Source organism: Nostoc sp. PCC 7107 (assembly GCF_000316625.1).
Classification (GTDB): Bacteria; Cyanobacteriota; Cyanobacteriia; order Cyanobacteriales; family Nostocaceae; genus Nostoc_B.
Genome location: NC_019676.1, coordinates 520,032 through 542,500, shown reverse-complemented (window position 1 = coordinate 542,500; position 22,469 = coordinate 520,032). Strand labels below are relative to the sequence as shown.

General features: G+C 42.3%; 18 protein-coding genes. 6 read left to right on the top strand and 12 right to left on the bottom strand.

Features of this window, described 5'->3' with window-relative positions; all coding sequences use genetic code 11:
• Window positions 1–62: 62 nt before the first annotated feature.
• The gene (locus NOS7107_RS02325) at window positions 63–806 is read left to right on the top strand and encodes an ABC transporter ATP-binding protein (RefSeq protein WP_015111375.1); all 744 of its coding nucleotides are present in this window, start codon (window positions 63–65) and stop codon (window positions 804–806) included.
• A gap of 116 nt (window positions 807–922) precedes the next feature.
• On the top strand, window positions 923–2,569 hold the full coding sequence (locus NOS7107_RS02320) for a glycosyltransferase family 39 protein (protein WP_015111374.1): 1,647 nt from the start codon (window positions 923–925) through the stop codon (window positions 2,567–2,569).
• Here the strand turns inward: NOS7107_RS02320 and NOS7107_RS02315 are convergent.
• The 5 genes from NOS7107_RS02315 to NOS7107_RS02295 all read right to left on the bottom strand — a co-directional run bounded on the left by NOS7107_RS02315 (window position 2,566) and on the right by NOS7107_RS02295 (window position 9,726).
• Complete coding sequence (locus tag NOS7107_RS02315) at window positions 2,566–3,756, bottom strand: MFS transporter (RefSeq protein ID WP_015111373.1); 1,191 nt, start codon at window positions 3,754–3,756, stop codon at window positions 2,566–2,568. The two genes, NOS7107_RS02320 and NOS7107_RS02315, sit on opposite strands and share 4 nt — an antisense overlap.
• Window positions 3,757–3,863: 107 nt before the next feature.
• Window positions 3,864–5,036 carry a molybdopterin-synthase adenylyltransferase MoeB gene (gene moeB / locus NOS7107_RS02310; protein ID WP_015111372.1) on the bottom strand — a complete coding sequence of 391 codons (1,173 nt, stop codon included), beginning with the start codon at window positions 5,034–5,036 and terminating at the stop codon, window positions 3,864–3,866.
• A 62-nt stretch (window positions 5,037–5,098) separates the two neighbouring features.
• The gene (locus NOS7107_RS02305) at window positions 5,099–5,575 is read right to left on the bottom strand and encodes a M67 family metallopeptidase (protein WP_015111371.1); all 477 of its coding nucleotides are present in this window, start codon (window positions 5,573–5,575) and stop codon (window positions 5,099–5,101) included.
• Between the two features lie 36 nt (window positions 5,576–5,611).
• The gene (locus NOS7107_RS02300; RefSeq protein ID WP_015111370.1) at window positions 5,612–8,257 is read right to left on the bottom strand and encodes a chloride channel protein; all 2,646 of its coding nucleotides are present in this window, start codon (window positions 8,255–8,257) and stop codon (window positions 5,612–5,614) included.
• Between the two features lie 155 nt (window positions 8,258–8,412).
• Window positions 8,413–9,726, bottom strand: coding sequence for a TldD/PmbA family protein (locus tag NOS7107_RS02295; RefSeq protein WP_015111369.1), 1,314 nt, complete (start codon window positions 9,724–9,726; stop codon window positions 8,413–8,415).
• Here NOS7107_RS02295 and NOS7107_RS29630 point away from each other — a divergent pair.
• Window positions 9,725–9,853, top strand: a complete 129-nt coding sequence (locus NOS7107_RS29630) for a hypothetical protein (RefSeq protein WP_301280989.1) — start codon at window positions 9,725–9,727, stop codon at window positions 9,851–9,853. The genes NOS7107_RS02295 and NOS7107_RS29630 overlap by 2 nt on opposite strands.
• Before the next feature lie 171 nt (window positions 9,854–10,024).
• Here the strand turns inward: NOS7107_RS29630 and NOS7107_RS02290 are convergent, their stop codons facing one another.
• Complete coding sequence (locus NOS7107_RS02290) at window positions 10,025–10,888, bottom strand: Tab2/Atab2 family RNA-binding protein (RefSeq protein WP_015111368.1); 864 nt, start codon at window positions 10,886–10,888, stop codon at window positions 10,025–10,027.
• Window positions 10,889–11,062: 174 nt separating this feature from the next.
• On the opposite strand from NOS7107_RS02290, the gene NOS7107_RS02285 reads away from it, so the two are divergent.
• Complete coding sequence (locus NOS7107_RS02285) at window positions 11,063–11,449, top strand: hypothetical protein (RefSeq protein ID WP_015111367.1); 387 nt, start codon at window positions 11,063–11,065, stop codon at window positions 11,447–11,449.
• 177 nt (window positions 11,450–11,626) lie between these two features.
• Here the strand turns inward: NOS7107_RS02285 and NOS7107_RS02280 are convergent, their stop codons facing one another.
• The 3 genes from NOS7107_RS02280 to bchM form a co-directional block, all read right to left on the bottom strand.
• Window positions 11,627–12,439 carry an IS5 family transposase gene (locus NOS7107_RS02280; protein ID WP_015111366.1) on the bottom strand — a complete coding sequence of 271 codons (813 nt, stop codon included), beginning with the start codon at window positions 12,437–12,439 and terminating at the stop codon, window positions 11,627–11,629.
• A gap of 177 nt (window positions 12,440–12,616) precedes the next feature.
• Window positions 12,617–13,585 (bottom strand): DNA polymerase III subunit delta', encoded by a 969-nt coding sequence (gene holB / locus NOS7107_RS02275; protein WP_015111365.1) that lies wholly within the window; start codon window positions 13,583–13,585, stop codon window positions 12,617–12,619.
• Window positions 13,586–13,692: 107 nt separating this feature from the next.
• Window positions 13,693–14,379: a magnesium protoporphyrin IX methyltransferase gene (gene bchM / locus NOS7107_RS02270; protein ID WP_015111364.1), complete on the bottom strand. Its 687-nt coding sequence runs from the start codon at window positions 14,377–14,379 to the stop codon at window positions 13,693–13,695.
• A 326-nt stretch (window positions 14,380–14,705) separates the two neighbouring features.
• On the opposite strand from bchM, the gene eno reads away from it, so the two are divergent.
• Complete coding sequence (gene eno / locus NOS7107_RS02265; protein ID WP_015111363.1) at window positions 14,706–15,995, top strand: phosphopyruvate hydratase; 1,290 nt, start codon at window positions 14,706–14,708, stop codon at window positions 15,993–15,995.
• 60 nt (window positions 15,996–16,055) lie between these two features.
• Here eno and argC read toward each other — a convergent pair whose 3' ends face one another.
• A complete protein-coding gene (argC, locus tag NOS7107_RS02260) occupies window positions 16,056–17,114 on the bottom strand; it encodes an N-acetyl-gamma-glutamyl-phosphate reductase (protein ID WP_015111362.1) in 1,059 nt (352 codons plus the stop codon).
• Between the two features lie 461 nt (window positions 17,115–17,575).
• Here argC and ribBA point away from each other — a divergent pair, with 461 nt between their 5' ends.
• Window positions 17,576–19,300, top strand: coding sequence for a bifunctional 3,4-dihydroxy-2-butanone-4-phosphate synthase/GTP cyclohydrolase II (gene ribBA, locus NOS7107_RS02255; protein WP_044499578.1), 1,725 nt, complete (start codon window positions 17,576–17,578; stop codon window positions 19,298–19,300).
• A 409-nt stretch (window positions 19,301–19,709) separates the two neighbouring features.
• Here ribBA and NOS7107_RS02250 read toward each other — a convergent pair whose 3' ends face one another.
• Both NOS7107_RS02250 and NOS7107_RS02245 read right to left on the bottom strand, forming a co-directional pair.
• Complete coding sequence (locus tag NOS7107_RS02250; RefSeq protein WP_015111360.1) at window positions 19,710–21,320, bottom strand: glycosyltransferase family 39 protein; 1,611 nt, start codon at window positions 21,318–21,320, stop codon at window positions 19,710–19,712.
• 64 nt (window positions 21,321–21,384) lie between these two features.
• Window positions 21,385–22,200, bottom strand: a complete 816-nt coding sequence (locus NOS7107_RS02245; RefSeq protein ID WP_015111359.1) for a GNAT family N-acetyltransferase — start codon at window positions 22,198–22,200, stop codon at window positions 21,385–21,387.
• Window positions 22,201–22,469: the final 269 nt, after the last annotated feature.

The window sequence follows — 22,469 nt, the reverse complement described above, 5'->3', positions numbered from 1 at the left end:
TTTTACGACTCTTGTCGCCCCCTCAACATAGCATTATAAAATTCGATTAATTTAAGGATTGTATGTCAGGTTCAGTTGATCACACTGCTCCAATACTCGAAGTCAACAATGTCCATGCTGGTTACATCCAAGATGTAGATATCCTGCAAGGTGTGAATTTTCGTGTAGACGCAGGAGAATTGGTAACAGTCATTGGCCCTAACGGCGCGGGGAAATCCACCTTGGCAAAAACTATTTTTGGGCTATTAACACCGCATACAGGCACAATTACCTTTAAAGGCGAGAATATTTCTGGACTGAAATCAAATCAAATTGTCAAGAAAGGCTTGTCCTACGTACCACAAATTGCCAATGTTTTTCCTTCTTTGAGTGTGGAAGAAAATTTAGAAATGGGGGCTTTTGTGAGTAATGCGCCTCTCAAACCCGTCAAAGATAAAATATTTGCCATGTTTCCCAAATTGAGCGATCGCCGTCGTCAACGGGCTGGTACACTTTCTGGTGGGGAACGGCAAATGCTGGCGATGGGTAAAGCATTAATGTTAGAACCTAGTTTGTTGCTGTTAGATGAACCATCGGCGGCTTTATCGCCGATTTTGGTGACTCAGGTATTTGCCCAAATTAAACAAATTAACCAGAGTGGTACTGCGATCGTACTTGTAGAACAAAATGCTCGGAAAGCCCTAGAAATGGCTCATCGCGGTTATGTTTTGGAGTCTGGAAGGGATGCGATTTCTGGCCCTGGTCAAGAATTATTAACAGACCCGAAAGTGGGTGAATTATATTTAGGTGCAGGTAAGGGTCATTAACAAAGACTTCCGAATTCATTAGTAAGAGATTGTTTATAGATTCTTCAGCTATTGCATCAATTTGAGCAAACTGGAGTTTATGATTTGGTGTGCATACTAAAAACAAATATAAATAAATGCAAATAGCTCAAAAATGGTTGACTAGCAAAGCTAATCAATCAGTGCTTATTTTACTGGTCGGAGGATTATTATTTCGAGCCATCATTGCTTTTTGGCTTTACCCTACTTTTGATGAAGCTTACTACTATCTATATAGTTTGCATCTCAACTGGAGCTATTTTGATCATCCGGCGATAGTTGCTTTCACCACTGGTTTTGGGACTTGGTTAACAGGAGACGTATCACAATTTACTATTCGTTTAGGTGCAATACTTTGTCATACAGGTAGTTTGATATTTTTATATCTAACTAGTCAGAAAATATTTTCTCCCAAAGCTGCTTACTTTACCTTGGCAATTGCTACTATCTGTCCGATTTTTCAAATTGGCTTTGGTATCCTCAGTTTACCTGATAGTCCACTGATGTTTTTTTGGTCGGCTAGTTTATATTGTGCAGTGACGGAATTTCTGCGTCAGCCGTTGCAAGATGAATCTTACTCCTCTAATTCATATACCCCCAGTTACCGTTTAGCTATTCTGGGAATTTTGGTTGGATTAGCCTGTAATAGCAAATATCACGGGTTTATTTTGGGGCTAGGGTTACTTGGGTTTTGTTTAACTAGTCCAGCGCACCGAGTTGTTGTGCGATCGCCTTGGGCATGGTTTAGTTTAGGATTATTTATCATTACCATTTCCCCGATTGTGTTTTGGAATATGCAGCATAATTGGGTATCGTTTAGTTTTCAATCAGCACGAGCCGTACCGAAAACTGGCTACAACTTACTGAATGTTTTATTAGTTTATTTAGCTCAGGTAGCTTATTTGTTTCCAACCCTTGGTTTTCCTCTATGGCGTGTAAGTTTGCAACCAATACTCAGAAAAATCAAGCAAATTTTTACTCAAAAACCAATTACTTACAAAGATAATTTAAAGACGGAAAAACTCTTAATTTTATGGGTTTCTCTTCCTTTAATTTTAGGCTTTACTTTTATTGGCGGATATCGGCAAATCTTACCAGCTTGGACAATGCCAGGATTTTGGGGAATCACTTTATTATTAGGACAACAAGCTGTAATTTGGGAACAAAAATCGCGGCTTTGGGTGCGGCGATGGCTATTAGGTTCGGGAATTATGGTTGCGAGTATCGTCATCATTTTACTGTTGCAATTAACTTTAGGAATTTTCCAAAAGCCAAGTCAATATGCTGTATTGGGAGGCTTTTTACCTGTTCAGAATGACCCTTCTACAGAACTAATCGATATTCAACAACTGCGACGTACTTTTAGTGAATCGCCAATTCTTAAAACAGCGCTACAAAATTCTAGCTTTATCTTTACCAATCGCTATTATTTAGGCGGCCCCATTGCTATGTCTTTGGAACCTGTAGCGCAAATTCCTATCACTTGCTTTGATATTGGTAATGATAACCGTGGCTTTGCTTTTTGGTCTAGGGCTGAACAATGGTTAGGAAAAGATGCACTATATATTACTATTGCACCTTTTAACTTGCGAGAAGATTTAATGGCTAGTTATCGAAATCATTTTCGCAGTGTGGAAGAGATTGAACAAATAGTAATTCGCCGTGGTGGTGTGGCGGTGAATATTGTTTATGTCTATCAGGCGAAAACACTGCTTAAACCCTATCCGCGTTCTTACGGAGTTTAAGCCTTTGCATTTATCTGCACAGTAGCAATTATGAGGCAAATACCAACTAGTAAAAAGGCTAACCCACAAAACAGCGCACTAATAACAGGTGTCATTTTTGGAACTTGGGGAAATAACCAACCGAATAAACTCATGGCTAAAGCAAACCCACCAAAGTAAGTTCCTATCCCTAAACCTGCCCATTTTGGAGATATTAAGCCCAAAGCTAGGGGAATTGCGCCGTTGATGATGGTACTAAAGCCGGCTACTAACAAGACTATCAGCGGTAAGATTGCACCAGTAAAAGCGATCGCCAATATTGAGATAATTGTTGTACCTACGCCCAGTAACATTGCCTGACAATTACCAATTTTGGTAGCTAAAACTCCGGCGGGTAAGGTAGAGATGGCGATCGCCAACCCAATGTACACTAGCAACATATCAATATTATTGGTATGAAATTGCACCTTGAGCAACTGGGTTAAGCTATTCATCATGAGTCGCGTACCCCAAGCCACACCTAAACCAGTGGCGAACATTAAACTCAATTCTGGATAGGGAAATTTCCCTACTTTGGTGTCATGCTGAAAATTGGGTGTTTCGGGAGGATTAACCCAACGCAAAATCCCCGCCGCGGCCAGCATCACAAAAGAAGCGACAGCAAAGGCAAAAATTGCCCCGAAGCTGAGAATATACTGATTAGCAATTGGTCGAAAAGCCCCAATCATTCCCCCGACACAAGTCACAACACTGACTGCTGATGGTAACTGGGGAGGTGTGGCGTATTTCCCTAATAAAACCATTGCTGGACTGCGAAATATTGTCATAGCTAAAGCCCAGGCTACCAGAGTTATCGGTAAAAGCGATCGCCAAATTACTGTGGGCTGGACAAAAGTTACAATACATGGTATTGCAATAAACAGAGTTGATGAAAGAATGACACCCACAGAGATGAAGGGAAAGCGACTTCCTACCCAACGCTGAGATTTATCAGAAAGTCCACCCATCACGGGTTCTAAGACTGCACTCAAGGCATTCTCAATGACTAACAAACCAGCTGCTAAAGAGGCAGAAAAACCAAACTGTGTGAGAAGTTGGGGCAAGTATAAATTGTAAATTAACCAAGCCAGACTAATTGACCCTTGGACGGCTGCTAACGCGAATACTTGCAACCATAAAACCTGTGAAGGCGATCGCGCAATACTCATAATAGAGAAAAGGAAGGTAACTTATATTACCTCCCCTCTGATTTCCACTACTGGAAATGTGGATAATTATTAACGCAATGTGTGACCTATTTTGATAACCGTGTTGATTAATATTCCGGAACCGAAGGATCAACTTCTCGACTCCATGCGGTAATCCCGCCTTTAACATTTGTCCCCGTAATCCCTGCATCTTTGAGGATACTGAGGGCTTTGGCAGAACGACCACCCATCTTACAATGAGCAATTAAACGGTGTCCGTTGAGTACTTCTTTCACCTTAGCTACACCATTACCATTTTCAATATCTGGTAATGGGACTAAAACAGAACCAGGAATGTTCGCAATGTCGTACTCATGAGGGTTCCGCACATCCAACAGGACAAAATCTTTTGCACCGCTATCTAGCAACGCCTTTAACTCTGTCACAGTCATTTCGGCAATTTCTTGCTGTTGTTTTGCTTCTTCAGCTTTAGCTTGGGTGATACCACAGAATTGTTCGTAGTCTATCAGCTTTTCAATTACGGGGCGAATCGGGTTAGGACGCAATTTCAATTCCCGGAATTTCATCTCTAAGGCATTGTACAGTAACAGCCTGCCACTTAAAGTATTGCCATTACCGAGAATAATTTTCACAGTTTCCGTGGCTTGGATGACACCAATCATTCCCGGTAAAATCCCCAAAACGCCGCCTTCTGCACAGGAAGGAACCATTCCTGGTGGTGGTGGTTCTGGATATAAATCGCGGTAGTTCGGCCCACCTTCGTAGTTAAATACCGTTGCTTGGCCTTCAAACCGGAAAATTGAACCGTAAACATTTGGCTTGTTTAGCAACACACAAGCATCGTTGACTAGATATCTGGTGGGGAAATTATCAGTCCCATCCACAACGATATCGTAAGGACGAATAATATCGAGGGCGTTTTCGGAACTCAAGCGAGTTTCGTATAAATCAACCTGACAATGGGGGTTAATTTCGTGAATGCGGTTTTTGGCTGATTCAATTTTGGGTTTACCTACCCAGGACGTACCGTGAATAACTTGACGTTGCAGGTTAGAAGTATCAACAACATCAAAATCCACAATACCAATGCGTCCGACACCTGCTGCGGCTAAATATAACAGCAGTGGCGCACCTAAACCACCTGTACCAATACACAGTACACTGGCAGATTTTAAGCGTTTTTGTCCGTCTACCCCGACTTCTGGCAAAATTAGGTGGCGGGAGTAACGTTCGTAGTCGTCTTTAGTCAGCTGGATTTCTTCCAGGTTGGGATTTAACATAGCAATTTTGCTGTGGACGAGCGAATTATTAATGGTATCGAAAAACGATGTCGTTATTTAACTTAAGTAGCTAAATTTATAGGATAAATTGTCTCTGGTTGAAACTGATGTTGGTTGTCAAGACTCCAACTGAGGAGTTCATTAGCTGTGCCATTTTGGACGGAAACTATTATATACGAGTATGCAGGCCAAGCATACTGGCGATCGCATTCGGAAGGAATCGCTGGATTGTCAGGATGGGAATGATAAATCCCAATAATATTTAACGATTTATCCCGTGCTGTTTTTTGTACTTGTAACATAACTTGGGGTGCGATCGCATATCTTCGTCTTTCGCTGTATTCTGTTTCGTTATGAGCGAAGTTGTTTGACTCAGTACTCCAGGCGTTAGCGGTGGGGATAATCTCGACTACTGTTTTGGTTTGATTATTTATATAGCCAAGAATAATTCCGCAGCATTCTTCGGGGTAGGTGCTTTCGGCGTGGCTGCGAATAATTTGGATGTGTTGTGGGAGGATATTAATAACTGCTGTATTCAAAAGTTCCGACTCTGCTTGTCAATTAGTTCTTAAGAGTTAATTATTAATTGCACCGCGGACTAATATAACTGTACTTTCTACACCAGAGGCGATCGCTTCGGGAATATTACCTTGAATTGCTTGTTGCAATAATCCTTCGCGGGTAGCACCTAAAATTACAACATCAAACCCTTGCTTTTTAACTAAGTTAATCACACCTTCAGCAACGGAATCTGCCTGTACTGGGGTAGCCAGAAAGATAGTACCAGATAATTGGCGGTGGCGCGTCAATTGATGGATGGCTTGGTCTAAAATCTGCATATCCGGGTTCAACTCAGATGGTTTGAATACTTGCGTTAAGTGAATTTCTGGATTATTCCCCAAGGTCAATAATGCAGGTAACAATTTCATGGCAAATTTAGCATTAGGGCCGCCAGCCGTGGGGATTAACCAACGGTTGAATTGGGGAGTAAGAGTGATTTCTGACAATTGACTCTTGACAATTGACTCTTGACTATTGCTCAGTTTTACTAGGAGGACTTCACAGGTGGCTTGACGAATGATGGTGTCAACAACATTGCCAAAAATTCTACCTGGGGTGGAAGTATTGCCTTTCCAACCCATTAAAATCATGTCTATGTGGCATTCTTTGATAGTTTCTAAGATAGCTTGGGCGGGATCATGGGCGACGCGAATTTGTGTATGTAAGGGAATACCCCACTTTTTAGCTAAAACTTCTGCGTGTCGCAGTAAGCGCCGACTTTTGGCAGTTCTCACAGGGGTTTCGCATGGAGAACTGTGACGTGATACTAACATGATCTGGACGCACTCTATTTCATAGTGGCGATCACGGGCAATAGCTGTGGCTATTTGTAGTAGAGTCGCCGCAGTTTCCGGGTTAGCTATTGGTACTAACAATCTACCTCTGCCAATACTCGGCGATCGCGTTTGGTAAACTATGTAAGAAGGTTCTGCTTGGGGTGTTGGGGTAACATTTCCCCCGTTGAGATGGTCAGCTTCAGCGCGAATAATATCTGCACGGGTAATAATCCCAATTAATTTTCGCCTATCTATTACTGGTAAACGACTGATTTGATAGCGGTCAAGTAAATACAGTACATTACTTAGGTTATGTAAGGGTGTGACCGTTATCGGTGCCGGGTTCATAATTTCTTTTAACAGAGTATCATTTGGCAAGTTGCGATTCGGCGTTTTGGTCAAATCTGATTGGGTGACAATTCCCACTAACTTGCTATTTTTGACTACAGGGAAACCCCGATGATGAGAACTAGAAAATGCCTGTTTTGTTTCTTCTAAAGTCATGTCTGCATCTAGAGTTTCTACCTGCTGCTGCATTACATCTTTAGCGGTTAATGTTGTTAAGATAGCTTCTGCTGAGGCGACTTTTGTAATGCTAATACCTTTCAATTGCAAAAGCGTATCATAAAGCGAACCTGGCATCACCTTATCTGCAACTAGGTAAGCAACTACAGCCACAATCATTAAAGGTAAAACCAAATTGAAGTCGGTGGTCATTTCAAAGATAATCACAATAGCGGTGATGGGAACTTTAGAAACAGCACTAAAAAATCCCCCCATTCCTGCTAAAGCATAGGTAGGTAGAGAACCTATACCTAATAAATGAGATTCCCAAACACCAACAACGTGTCCTAAGCAAGAACCTAAGATCAGACTAGGTGCAAATAATCCTCCCGGCGCACCAGAACCAAAGGCGATTAACGTGAGAATAAATTGAGCAATAAATGCGATCGCTGCTACAGAACCACTAGAGTTGCTAGTAATGATATACTCACGCAAGCCCGTATTATTCCGAAAATAATCCGGTAAGATAGCAACGATTATCCCGGAAATAAATCCCGCCAAAGCCACTTTTAGCGGCAAACTAATATGTAAAGTTCGATAGAATTTTATACTAAAAATTAAACCACGATTAAATAACGCACCTAGTAACCCGGCAAAAATCCCCAACAATAAGAAAAAGGGCAGTTCTGGGAGAGAAAACTGACTAGAAGAGTGCATCAATTGTTGATTTAATTGTAGACTGCCTCCGCCTAATAACCGCGATACAACGCCGCCAATAAATGAAGCGATAATGGCGGTTCCTAAAGTTATCCCAGATAAATCTTGCAGTAACTCTTCAACAATAAATATGACACCAGCCAGGGGGGCATTAAACGCAGCTGCTAAACCTGCACCTGCACCTGCGGCGATCATTTGTCGTCGATGATCTGGGGAAGTGGGAACAAAGCGACTCATCCCCGCGGCTAAACTTGCGCCGACTTGCACCGTTGGCCCTTGTCTACCCAAAGTTAAGCCTGAACCAATGACAATCATCGCACTGAGAAGCTTAACAGCTGCTACCCGCCAAGATAATTGCGTTGGCACATTCGCTAGGGTGGCTTTGACTTGGGGAATACCGCTACCAGATGCTTCTGGTGCAAACCTTTGTACCAACCAACCCGCCAGATAGCCAAAAACTAACCCAACTATTGGTAAAGCTAACCATGCAGGGAAAACATGGGAAGTATGCACACGCCATGCTCCCAACCATCCCGATCCAACTTTTAACAATACCGCAGATAAAGCCGCTACAATCCCAATTATAGAAGCTTCAGCGATCGCTAAACCTTTTCGAGGCTGCCACCAACGAAGCAAGCGCTGACTCAGCACAGGAAGCGACATAAGATAAATTTGGCAATTTATTGATAATTTCTGTTCATAGTTATAACTTGAAATCGGGGATAGAGATGAGCAGCTAGGCAGTTTGTGGCTGAAACTCTTGGAAATACACCAACCAACTCGCTAGATAGCCAAACACTAAACCAACTATTGGCTGTTTAAGGATTTCTGCTAGTAGTAGATAGTCCTTCAACTATTAAAGATGGAGTATAACAAGAACCATTCCAATCTGCATCATTACCCAATTCTACGACGTGCTTTAAGGCTGTGTAGACATTACCTGCAACCATTGTGTCTTTTACGCGGCCAATTACTTGACCATTTTTGACGCAGTAGCCTAAATCAATGTTGATGGAAAAGTCTCCCGAAATACCACCACTACCACCTAACATTTGATCTACAACTAGGCCGTTATCTAATTGCCGAATTAAATCTCGCAGTGGTACGGAACCAGGCTGAATCAAGAAATTAAACAATCCTGGAGTAGGATAGCTACCTAATCCAGGGCGAAAACCATTACCAGTGGAACCTACACCAAGTTGACGGCCTGTAGTGCGATCGCCATAAAAATGCTGTAATATGCCATCTTTGACAAATACTAAAGCCGTGGTCGGCGTTCCTTCATCATCAAAAGGGCAACTATAAGGGCCAGCCTCTGGGTCTTGATACAATGTCAAACTAGGAGCAACAATTTGTTTATTCACCCTTTCTCCCCAAGGAGAAGCAGCTTCTAAGACACGTTTGCCGTTTAAAGCTGCTTGGGCAGTTCCCCACAGCATATCGGCTGCTTTAGAAGTAAATAAAACGGGTATACGACCGTTAGGGGGCGCAACATTTTCTTTAGCCCAGACTAACCTTTGTAAAATCTGATAAGCTAACTTTTCTGGGTCGAGGATATTGCGTTGAGTTTGACCATCAGAAACACTCAAAAAATCATCACCCCTCACCCATTCGGCCGACATATAACAGCTGAGGGTGGTATCTGTGTAGTAACAATCTAGACCTTGACTATTTACAAGTCTAGTAGTTTCCACATCACATTCCCAGTCACTATTGCATAGCACATCTGGGTAAGTATCGCGGATAATTGAGATCGCTTCTTTACCCCAGTTGACTAAAACTTCTATGGGTACACTTTCCCCCAAGTCTGGGTAATCTGGCTTGGAGTTACTCACCAACTCGATTGTTTCCGGCGGATTTAGTTCACTCAAAGCTAAAGCCCGTTCCACCATCGCCTGGGGTGAAACATCACCATAAGCCACAGTCAATCCTGGACGACCATTGCGCCATAATCGCAGCGTTGTACCTTCAGATTGGCTGGTTTCTAGCTGTTTCAGGCGGTTAGCCTCAAAAAAGACTGGACGAGAAAGCGAGTGCGACTGATACACCTCAGCGGCTTCGGCTCCCGATTTGATGGCTAGTTCCAGCAGCTGTTCTGCTAGTGTATCGTGTGAGAAATTTTCAGAACCCATGACCCTTGGTGAATTGTGGATTTCGGATTTTGAACTGCAAGCAAACGCAGATAATTATCCCAAATCATTGGTGCCTATCCGCGCAAATCAGCAATTTGCTTTTGACAACGGAGATGGACGCAGATAATTATCCCAAATCATGGACATCTATCAGCGTTCCATCAATGCAGAGAATTCCCCAAAAATCATCGATATGTATCACTATGTACCGATTACGTACCTAAAAGATGGAGGCAGAAGGATGAAATTTCACATTTTCATACTTTATACTTCACACTTCATATTTTTCTCAGCACTCTCAAGGCAAAATCACCTCTTGCAACAACCAAAACCCCGCAAAAGATTCTGCTTGGGGACTTGACTGTACACCAATAAAATGCACTCCATTAGCTTGTTGTTTCGATTCGGCGAAACCTTTAGCTTCTACTAAAAGTTGGGGATTTTTGATATTTGCCACAATCCAACTTTCTGTAGCACCAGTCTCCAGAATTAACCTTGTACCAACACTCTGATCAACTCTTAAAAAAGCTAACTCTAAACCAGACATCCAACCAGCTAAGGGTAAAGCCCTTGGGGAGAAAATCAAAACTCCTGGAATGCGAGCCTCTGGCGACAATTGCGCCATTTCTAAGGGGAAAGCTTCACCAAAGCCAATATCCCACTCTGGCATTTCTGCCAATTCCCCTGCTGATAAGCTGACAAATACCCATTGCTGTCCTTCTAACGCATCAGGTAAACGCTGCGGTAAAGGACTGTCTAAACGCACTGAAGGGTTATTTCCGCCTTGATAGCCCGGTTCTTGAGGATAAACTTCCTCCATCCGCTGTTGTAGCCATTGGTTCAGCAACAAAGTACGGCGACTAGGTTGAGCCGGAATCCCCAAATCTTGGCAAGCTTTAGTAATCATATTGTTCATTTGGCGGCGGAAAAAGCGAACTTTAATGGGCGCTTCTCCGGCTTTGTCAATGGCTTCCTGCAATGCTGTCCGCAACCAACCCGAATTGACTTCGGTGCTAGGACAATATTGAGCATAGCGAAATAACGAATCTGTCTGCGCTCGAATATCCAACGGACTTTCGCAGACTACAACTTCCCAAACTTTTTTTTGATTTTCATCCAAAATCGGACGAGAGTAAAAATCGATTTCCCAAATACTGCCCATGTTATGCCGTGAAAATCTGGCGACTTTATATTTTGCTGATATCTTGATCATACGAGGCTTAGGGCAGCAGGGAAACTACAAACTTTGATGCACAATAGTTCAAAAGTGTGGCGCTTCAATTATGTCAGGTAGATAATTGAGAACAAATCATTACTAACGGCGAGTAGCAATTTTATGAGCAAAATGGGTTGCACTTGTGGTCACAGCATTATTGATCGGACGGATAAAATACCATACAAAGGCCATCTGATTAAAGATCAAGATAAAGACGTTATCTTTGAGGGGATTGCGTCTGATGTCAGTTTATACATTGAATCACTGCTTACAGAAAATCAAGAAGAGTGGCTTAAACGTTTTCCCTGGCTGCAAGGTAAAGACCATCGTGCAGTAGTTTGGGGAATTATTACTCAGTATTATTTGAAGTATATTCCTCATATCTATGAGTGTGAAAACTGTGGACGCTTACTTATTCAGGAGAATGCCAAGTCTCAAAAGTTTCTCTGTTATCTACCTAGCAATCCAGAAATTAAAGGAGTATTGCGGTCTGATCAGTTGAGCTAAGAAGATGAGGTTAAAGCGATCGCTATTCTTTCGTTTTCCTATGAAAATTTTGGACTTTTGTATACACCGCAGCTTTTTAAGGGGGCTAGAGAATATCAACAAGTGCTAAAAGACACAGAGAAATACTTTTAAAACAACCTCTAAGAGGGTGTTTGAAAAGTTTTGAGGGGTCAAATTTTATGCCAATCGCCTCACCATGATCCGGATCATAGCAAGGTAGATAAACGTCTCTGATGTTTCTGGCAATAACTCATAGTCTCTGACCAATCGCCGACACCCCATGACCCAACCGAAAGTGCGCTCCACCACCCAACGTTTTTTGAGCAAGACAAAGCCCTTGGTTTGCTCTGGGCGCAACACCACCTGCACAATCCAACGGCAAAAATTCATCACCCACTGCATAAACGGCTCACCGTCAAAGCCGCCATCCACCCAGAGGGTTGTCAAACGAGATACCTGCTTTTGAGACTGTTTTACCCGTTTGAGAACTAGTTTACCTCCCTCGCGTTCACCCACATTGGCAGCCGTGACTAAGACCCGCAAGACTAATCCCAAGGTATCGACCGTCATAAATCGCTTGCGTCCTTTAATTTTCTTACCTGCATCAAAACCCACAGATTGACTTACCATCGCTGCACTCTTGACGCTTTGACTATCGATGATCGCTTCCGATGGGCTTCGATGCCGTTCCTCTTCAATCCGTGTCCACTGCCGCAGGCTATCGTGAATTTTCAACCACGTTCCGTCTTTGCGCCATTTACGAAAATAGCTATATACCGTCTGCCATACAGGAAAGTCACCTGGTAGCGTAGGCGTAGCCCGCCGTAGGCATCGCCATCTAACTCCTTCTACCAGCACATAAAAAATTCCGTTAAGGACTTCCCATATATCAACTTCACGCTTGCGACCCCCAGGTTTTGGTTCTGGAATCATGTCACTCAGAAATTCATATTGAACACGGGTCAGATTGCTGGGGTATGCTTTACTCATGTTGCTCTCTCAGTGCTGTCTACTATCTATTCACAGCGTATACTGAGAGGGCTTTTTTACCATCTCTCCGACTTTTCAAACAGCCTCTTAGATTTACTTTATAAATAACCTCTAAGTTAGGGTTAAAGTCTTGGCAATCGCGCAAACCATCACTACCTTCAAAAACCAGCTATACAATTAGTTTTGCAGATTGCATTGTTGATAGACAGATAATAAAGTACATTCCCAAACTAAGCGCGGTTGAGCATAAACTAAAAGAGCTTTACGTGCCTGTTCTAACTGATGAACAATTCCCGATTGATGCCACTGTTGCCAATAAGAATGTTGAAGATAATCAATTAACCACAGTTGTGCTTCTGTATCTAAATCTTTGTCAATTTTTTTAGCTAATTCTAAAGCATGACGAGAAGATTTTGGGGCTGAGGTTAAATTTGTGAGCAACTCAGGGGGAATTGCTTGTAATTGTTCGTAAGAGGCGATCGCATTTCCCGGACTGCCAGCTGCTATATTTAATACCGCCGGGTGCTGCAAAACTTCTTGATGATTTGTTTGCAGCAATACCTGAGCTAAAGATGCTGTATCTAAGCGATAAAAAGGAATTTTTTGACAGCGCGAAACCAAAGTTGGCAACACCGACTCAGGAGAAGGTGCAATTAAAATGATGGTTGCTTGCCCTGGTTCTTCTAAAGTTTTGAGTAGCGCATTTGCGGCTGGTTCTGCCATTGTTTGCGCTTCTTCTAGCACTACGACATTTTTCGATGCTTCTAAAGGCGGACGGCTGAGAAATTGTGTAATTTCTCGAATTTGTTCTAACCGAATTAACGGTGGTGCTTTACGCTTGAGTTTTTTCTCGGCGGCTTCGGCGGCTGTTAATCTTTGCCCTTGATATTGATATGTTGGCTGTACCCATAACAAATCAGGATGGTTCCCTTGACGCACCCGATTCTGCACAGATGCAACCAACCGCGTCTCGACAGTACTAGAAAATAATAATTCTACAAAACACCTAGCAGCTAAACTCCTGCCTACACCATCTGTCCCAACAAACAAATAAGCTGGTGCAACTCGATTTTGCCTGACAGCCTCAGTCAGTAATTCTATGGCTTGCTGTTGTCCAACAAGTTGTGCAAATAAATTAGTACTCATAAGTCAATTTTAAATTGACTCATCTCTTCAGGGAGGTAATAACCACCTTGCCTACTGCTATGAAATAAAAACCGCCAGCGAGGGGCGGTCTTTTAACTCAGCACTTTTTAATTCCGTGTAGCTTCGAGTAAGCGGGAGTAATAGAAGCGAGTTTTAGTCATTTCTTGACGCTGAACTGTAAAGCCATTTTTTTCGATTATCTTCACCACATCAGCTTCCCGGTGCAGATAAGCACGAGTAGTCTTGCTGGCACCTGGAAAGAAACCGCCAATCTTTTTGAGGAGACTGAGAGCGCAAGTTTTGGGGGCAAAACTGAGAATTATCCGTGATTCTGCCAAAGAACAAAGATGAGAAATCATCTCATCGGCTTTGTCTTGGGGGTAGTGAATGAGAACATCTAAGCAAATCACAGTGTGGTACTTGCCACTCAAAGATTCTAAGTCCTGCACTGCAAAACTAGGGTTGGTGGAATTTCCCAAAGCTTCTAAAGCTCTTTGTTTGCCTTCTTCCACCATTTTTTCGGAAATATCGCTGGCATAAACCTTAGCACCTTCCGTAGCTAAAGGAATGCTCAGACTACCTACACCGCAGCCAGCATCGCAGATTGATAGCGTAGATAAATTGCCATCATTTTTTAGCCAGCCGATAACTTTATCCACGGTTTGTTGATGACCATAGCGAATATCTAGCTGAACTTTATTGACTTCGCCATCACCATAAATTCGCTTCCAGCGGTCAAACCCTGTGGAATTGAAATACTCACGAACAATCGTTTTATCGTCGGCTGCGTTCATAAACTTCGATTTTTAGGGGTTCCCAATCCTTAAAATTATCATTGTTGGCAACCAGAGCGATCGCTTTGCTCAGAAAAACTCTATTATCCGTAAGTCCTGACTTTCTTTCTCCTCGCCACAATTTTGCTTACTGTTGACTTTTGCCTAAAAAATAATCCAAAATCCAAAGTCCGCGTATCTGAAGAGCGATTTACCCGATATCTGGAAATCTTCTTTAATCTCTAGCCGATTAAGTCGCTGAACAGCCTATGCTAACGGTTAGGTTAATCCACTGGATTTTATGCGCTCAACACTAAGAACGCACTCGAACAAAGGACAAAGCACAGATGAGTAACATTGTAGATACAGCCATAGAGGCGATTGTGGCACGGGAAATTCTCGATTCACGAGGTAGACCGACAGTTGAAGCCGAGGTGCATTTGCTAAATGGTGCTGTGGGACTAGCGCAGGTTCCCAGTGGAGCCTCTACAGGAACTTTTGAAGCCCACGAACTGCGGGACGATGATAAAAGCCGTTACGGTGGTAAAGGCGTTCTCAAGGCAGTGCAGAACGTCAAAGAAGTGCTGACCCCAAAATTGTTAAACTTGGATGCCCTGAACCAGGAATTAATTGACCGGACAATGATTGCGGTTGATGGTTCGGCAAACAAATCTAATTTAGGGGCAAATGCGATTTTGGCTGTTTCCCTAGCGGCGGCGAAAGCTGGTGCTGAATCTTTGGGGATTCCCCTTTATCGCTATTTGGGCGGGCCTTTGGCAAATTTGTTACCAGTCCCATTGATGAATGTGATTAATGGTGGCGCACACGCAGCCAACAATGTGGATTTTCAAGAGTTTATGATTGTCCCTGTTGGTGCATCTTCTTTTAAAGAGGCTTTACGTTGGGGTGCAGAAGTATTTGCTACTCTCAGCAAAGTCTTGGATGAAAAGGGTTTGCTGACTGGTGTAGGCGATGAAGGTGGTTTTGCCCCTAACCTGGAATCTAACCAAGTAGCTTTAGAATTGCTGGTAGCGGCGATTAAAAAAGCAGGTTACAAACCTGGAGAAGAAGTCGCTTTAGCTTTAGATGTGGCAGCTAGTGAGTTTTACAAAAATGGTCAGTATGTTTACGATGGTAAACCTCACTCTCCCGCTGAGTTCATCGATTATTTAGGTCAATTAGTTGATCAGTACCCAATTGTTTCCATTGAAGATGGTTTGCATGAAGAAGATTGGTCTAACTGGCAACTGCTGACCCAGAAATTAGGCTCACGGGTGCAATTGGTGGGGGATGATTTGTATGTGACTAATGCTACCCGTTTGCGGAAAGGCATTGATGAAAAAGCTGGTAACGCCATTTTGATTAAACTCAATCAAATTGGTTCTCTCACCGAAACCCTAGAAACAATTGACTTGGCAACACGCAACAGTTTTCGGTCAGTGATTAGTCATCGTTCTGGTGAAACCGAAGATACAACAATTGCTGATTTGGCAGTGGCTACCCGTGCAGGTCAAATTAAAACAGGCTCTTTGTGTCGTAGCGAACGTGTCGCTAAATACAACCGCTTACTCCGCATTGAGGATGAATTAGGCGATCGCGCCATTTATGCTGGTGCTGTTGGTTTAGGGGCGAAATAAAGTCTGAAGTCAAAAGTGTGAAGTGTGAAATTTATTATTTCATACTTCACACTTTTGACTTCAAGGATAAAATCCCAACTTGGGCAAACCCAAGGTTTCTTCCCAGCCCAGCATCAAGTTCATACACTGAATTGCTTGACCCGCTTGCCCTTTAATCAAGTTGTCGATTGCTGACATCACAATTACACGACCTGTGCGCGGGTCAACTTCAACACCAATAAAGCAAAGATTGCTACCGCACGCCCATTTTGTTTGCGGGTAAACACCACTGCCACAAACCTTTACCCAAGGCGAGTTACGGTAGAAAGCGTTGTAAATTGTAATTAAATCATCTCTAGCCAAGCCGGGATCGCGTAGTGTGGCGTAGACAGTTGCCAAAATCCCGCGCACCATTGGGATGAGGTGGGGTGTAAATTGTACAGTCACTTCATGACCCGCTAATTCGCTACAAATCTGCTCAATTTCTGGGGTGTGGCGGTGACGAACGACTCCATAAGCAGCCAGGGAGTTATCAGCTTCAGCAAGTAATAAGTTAACTTTGGCTTGCCGTCCACCGCCAGATGTGCCAGACTTGGCATCGATAATGGCGGTTTCTGGCACAATCAAGCCTTGCTTTAACAGTGGTGATAATGCTAACAAGCTGGCAGTAGGATAACACCCAGGACAGCCCACTAATTGGGCTTCGCTAATGCGATCGCGGTATAGTTCCGGTAAACCATAAACTGCTGTAGCCGCCGCAGTGCGATCGCTTCTTTCTTGTCCATACCAACTGGTGTAAGTTGCCAGATTACTAAACCGATAATCTGCACTCAAATCCAGTACTTTACATCCTTTTTCTAATAATTGCGGTGTAATTTGGCAAGCCAGGCCATTTGGAAGAGATAAAAACACCACTTCGCAGCGGTGAGCCATAACTTCTGGATCTACCGCCTCTATTGGCAAATTAACTAGATGAGCCAATTGCGGGTAAAGATCCCCAAACGATTTCCCCGCACTGCTCTCACCGCCCAAATAAACTAGTTCCACCTCTGGATGTTCCATAAGTAGTCGAACTAGCTGCACTCCACCATAGCCTGACGCGCCAACAATCCCAACGGGTACGCGCCTAAAATTACCCATGATTCTGAAATCCTTATCCGCTTTTGATTAATTTATCAGTCAATGGTCAAGAGTCAATGGTCAATGGTTATTTGTCATTTGTTACCTCAACACTCAGCACTACTTGGACTTACGCATAAAAACTAAAAATCAAGGGTTTGGGGATGGTATAAGGGGGATTTAGAGGTGTATGTAGCTAAAACCCTTACGCCCAGTCTCCACAGACAATCTCTGTGCGTAAGTCCTAACTATGACTGTTTAACTATGATTTTACTTTTGTACTAAACCCCAATTTTAACGATAAAGACTAGACCATGTTATCGAATCATTGCTAGTGTATTCTCCGTCGTATAAAGGAGTTACAATCAAAATATAGAAATTGTTAAAAAAAATTTACTATCACTAACTGGAAGTCTTTTGTGTCAACGCCTAAACCTACACGGCAGTCTTATGGCACTCCGGCTGAGAGCGGAAACTCGCAAATGAGTGTAGCTCCTCAAGCAGGAGAAACCACTGACCATGCTGCTGCTAACCCAACTTTTAAATTTGATTCGATTGATGCTGCTTTAGCAGATCTCAAAGCAGGTCGCGTCATTGTGGTGGTTGATGACGAAAATCGGGAAAATGAAGGTGATTTGATCTGTGCTGCTCAATTCGCCACCCCTGACATGATTAATTTCATGGCGGTGCAAGCCAGAGGGCTAATTTGTCTGGCGATGACAGGCGATCGCCTAGACGAGCTAGACTTGCCTTTGATGGTGACTAACATTACGGACACTAACCAAACTGCTTTCACGGTTAGTATCGATGCTGGCCCCCATTTAGGTGTTAGCACAGGCATTTCCGCCGAAGATCGCGCTCGGACTATTCAAGTTGCCCTCAACCCCGCCACCACACCTTTAGATTTACGTCGTCCTGGGCATATCTTCCCCATTCGCGCCAAAGCTGGCGGTGTCCTCAAACGTGCCGGACATACAGAAGCAGCTGTGGATTTATCTCGATTGGCTGGGCTTTACCCCGCGGGGGTGATTTGCGAAATTCAAAACCCCGATGGTTCAATGGCGCGGCTACCCCAGCTAATTGAGTACGCGAGAAACTACAATTTAAAAATTATCAGTATTGCGGACTTAATCAGTTATCGTCTGCAACACGATCGCCTCGTGATCCGCGAAAGTATTGCCGAGTTACCCACACAATTCGGTCATTTCAAAATTTACGCTTACCGCCACACCCTCGACAATTGCGAACACGTTGCTATTGTTAAAGGCGACCCCGCAACTTTCAAAGATGAACCAGTTATGGTGCGGATGCACTCAGAATGTTTAACTGGTGATGCTTTGGGGTCTTTGCGTTGTGACTGTCGAATGCAGTTACAAGCCGCTTTAAACATGATTGAAAGTGCTGGTCAAGGTGTCGTTGTTTACCTGCGTCAAGAAGGTCGGGGTATTGGCTTAATTAATAAGCTGAAAGCCTACTCCTTACAAGACATGGGCTTAGATACAGTAGAAGCCAACGAGCGTTTAGGATTTCCCGCTGACCTGCGCGACTACGGTATGGGAGCGCAAATGCTCATGGATTTAGGCGTAAAAAATATCCGTTTAATTACCAATAATCCGCGGAAAATAGCTGGTGTGAAAGGCTATGGCTTGGAAGTTGTAGACCGCGTACCCTTATTAATTGAGTCCAACGACTACAATTCCTATTACCTCGCAACCAAGGCGAAAAAGTTAGGTCACATGCTGTTGCAGACCTATCTAGTTACCATCGCCATTCATTGGCAAGATGACCCCCAATCAGTCACGAAACGTTATGAACGATTGGAAAAATTGCGCCATTTCGCTAAGACGAATGATTTATTGTTGCAAGAAGAAGCGCGTCCTTTGGCGATCGCTTTATTTGATGAACCATCTTTAACAGTACACTTAGGTTTCGACCAAGCAAAAGTAGCTAGTTGTGATTGGTACAAGCAAACTGGTCATCCTTATTTGCAAGCAGTCTTCCAAGTTTTGGATAATCTCGCCACCTTACCCTATATTCAGAAACTAGAATTTCTGATTTCTTCTGGTTGTGACCCCCTGACTAATTTGCAAATTCAACTTGATCGCCAGATTTTCTCATTAGATACTCTGCCTTCATCGGTTAGTCATAGCCTGGAAAAACAGAAAATTTATAGCTTTACGAAAAAATCTGAATATAGCATTTCCTAATCTACTGAAGTACTAAATACATTGCTAATAAAATTAGGCAACCCCACCGAAGTTTGCTTGGAGGGTTTCCCTCCTGGCAACTTCTCTCTGCGTCGGCAGTCGCTCATAGGGGAAACCCCCAAGATCGCGCTGCCTCAACTTTGCGCTTGACTCTGCACCCTTCTGCGTTCAAAAACATTAGTTCTTCTGTACATCACTCGACCGGAAATCGCCATAACGCTATTTTCTGCTTATTTAAAGCCTATAGCGTTTCCTCGTCTGCTGAGGTATTTAATCTGTTTCCATCCGCGTCCAAGCTTGCGGGAAGCTGCAAAGCGTCTACTGCGGTTGGGAATGAAACAGCCCTGCTTAAAAAGATGGGTATCAAGAAGTGCTGATCATCACAATCAACCATTTTTCACACAACCTCTTAAGGTGAGCTTGGAGATTTGCGTAATTCCCAAAGTGAGTAATACTCATTTCGATAAACAAGATTTATTGGGGATTGGTATTGAGTTGATAATTGCTGTCGCCAAGTGTGAGAAATATTCAAGAAAAAAACCTGAGTATAGGTATCAGAAATATTTGGAATAATTTGATTGTTGACTAATTTAAACCGGACTCGTGGCTCTACAAGATAACTTAAAGAAAAAACATTGCCATAATTAATACCTTCAACATTACTAATTAACAATGGACGTGCAGAGCGACTAATAATTTGAGCAGCTTGGAGATTATTGTAACTCACCCCTTTATGCCACCAAGTTTCAGCTTGATAATATACCCGCGAAGAAACTAGTCCACCAATAATTAAGAGCGCTATAATTGTTTGCCAGATTCTTCGTCTTGTTAGACTGCCATTATAAAGTTGTGTAGCTAATAAATAAGTAACAGCAATCTGCATACCTAAATAAGATGGCAAAAAATATGGCTCAGAACCTAGCTTAATTTCACCAGACATTAAGGCGGGTAAGATTAATGGTAGTGATGGCACTACAATCAAAATCACAATAAATAGCCAAACTTTATAGTTCGTAGTACGACAAAGTAAATAAATCGCGCATCCTACTAAAATTACCAAAAATGCACAGATTAAATAATTTAAATTGTTATCTAATACCAAATCTAAATCAAAAAAGATTCGGGTGATTTGCTTCAGTAAAAATGGTAGTAAAGGTATTGGTAGTAACTCTGTTTGCCTACCTTGATTTGACAGCAAAAATTGCAAAAACTTAGCTAATCCAATAATCATCCAAGGAATAAAAGCAAAAAAGGCAACAATGGATGCTAATAGATAAGCTCTAACAGTTTTATTTAGCTGAAATCTGGCAATTGTGATGACATAAGTACTATGTGCGATCGCTAAAAATCCACTCCATAAACTGGTATAGAGACTTAATACTAAAGTGACTGTATACAGGCTCCAAATAGTAAACTGGTCTGGAGGTAGTTTACCTGGAAATTTTGATTCTAAACGTAAGGCTCGCAGGAGTGCAGCACTGCTGATGATAATAGTGACTAACCAAAGAATATATTCTTGGGCTTCTGTGGCATATATTAAGTAAATTGGAGAAACAGCGGTAATTGCGATCGCTAACCAAGGTAATGATAATGGGACAACAAATAATTCCCGACATAACCAATAAATACCAGGAAATACTAACAAACTAATACAAGCAGATAAACTTCTAATGGCTGTAACTGAATTGCCAAATATGCCTAACCAAAATCGGGCGATCGCATAATAAAGTGGTGGATGCTGAGGGTCTTCTTTTGCTAAGGACATAATTGTGTCACTCAGTCCCTTTTGTTGATTAACACCTTGGAATTTAGCAAAACTTTCGGGAGTAATTACATGACCATTAAATAATTGCTGTTTAACTTCCGCAACTGTATAACCAGAAATTCGCAATGATGTATATGTTTCATCATGGGAATAAATTTTGCTATCTAGGTTAAAAAAGCGAAACAATACAGCCATCACCAGCAAAACAATAATTAAAAACCGCACCCAACTGTGAATGATTGTGTTCTGCTGCATAGTTAGATGAATTATGGATATATTAGGGCGATCGCAACTCAACTTCCGGTAAAAGTTTTTTTGCTCAAGGCAAATTAGGTTTCTTCGCAAAACATTTCGGCAAATGCCATCTTGTAAAGTTTTCTAGATTAGAAATTGTTAAAAAATCAATTGTTTTAAACTGCCGATCAATTGCAGGTAGACTACATATTTTAGCCCCAATACTTAAATAAGCCTTGACAATTTTAGGAATGTCTACTTCATATTTATCTAAACAATATTGGTCAATTTTTAACCCATATTGCGAATTGGGATAAACTAAAATACTTGAATGTATGAAATTATTTTTTTGAAAAAAATGATATGTACAAGCGGCGTCTCTCGGAGATTGTGTCATTAACGAAGCACAGCCAAAAAAATATTTATTTTGACTCCAAATCAGATAATTGGCTAATCCTTCCCACAGTAATAATAGCGCTTGACTGTTGCGAAATTCTTTAGCAATACACGCACGTCCAACTTCCACAGATGCTTGTAGTACATTATCAGGAATTGTGCTGAGATTAAACACATCAGCAGCATCAAAACCCAACCCTTGAGATGCCATTTGATAAGTTTGCATCCGATAAGTGCCAATTGTTTGACCAGTCTGTTTAGAAATCAGCATCAAATGATGACAAACTTCATCAAATTTATCTCTATCCATCTGGGTGAGGCTAGAACTAGAAAATCCTAAACCTAGTTCCCGATTAAAGACTTCAAACCGCAAGTGGAAGATAGATTCTAATTCTTCTTCAGTTGAGGCCAGCCGCAAAATATACTTATCGGTTTGCAGGACTGGAAAATCTGCTAAAGAAGAAGAATTGAGTGAATAATTGATGTTGCGGTAAGAAATTTCCATCTGTCTTCCAACTTAGATGTGCGGAGATATCCTAGTAAATTCACACGCTTGATCAAAAACATTCGATGCACTAATATACCCAAGCGTTACAGACGCGATTGTCTAGGATATATTTCCAGAAAGGTTTTCTGATAAATCTTGACTTGGTAGCGTGTCAGGTTTATCTGATAATTCTTGCCAAACCTCTTCTGAAAACAGTGTTGATTTTTCCCATTTCATCAACAATTCCTCTACCTGTAATGATTTGAGAAGTTAGCAGAGTCACCAGA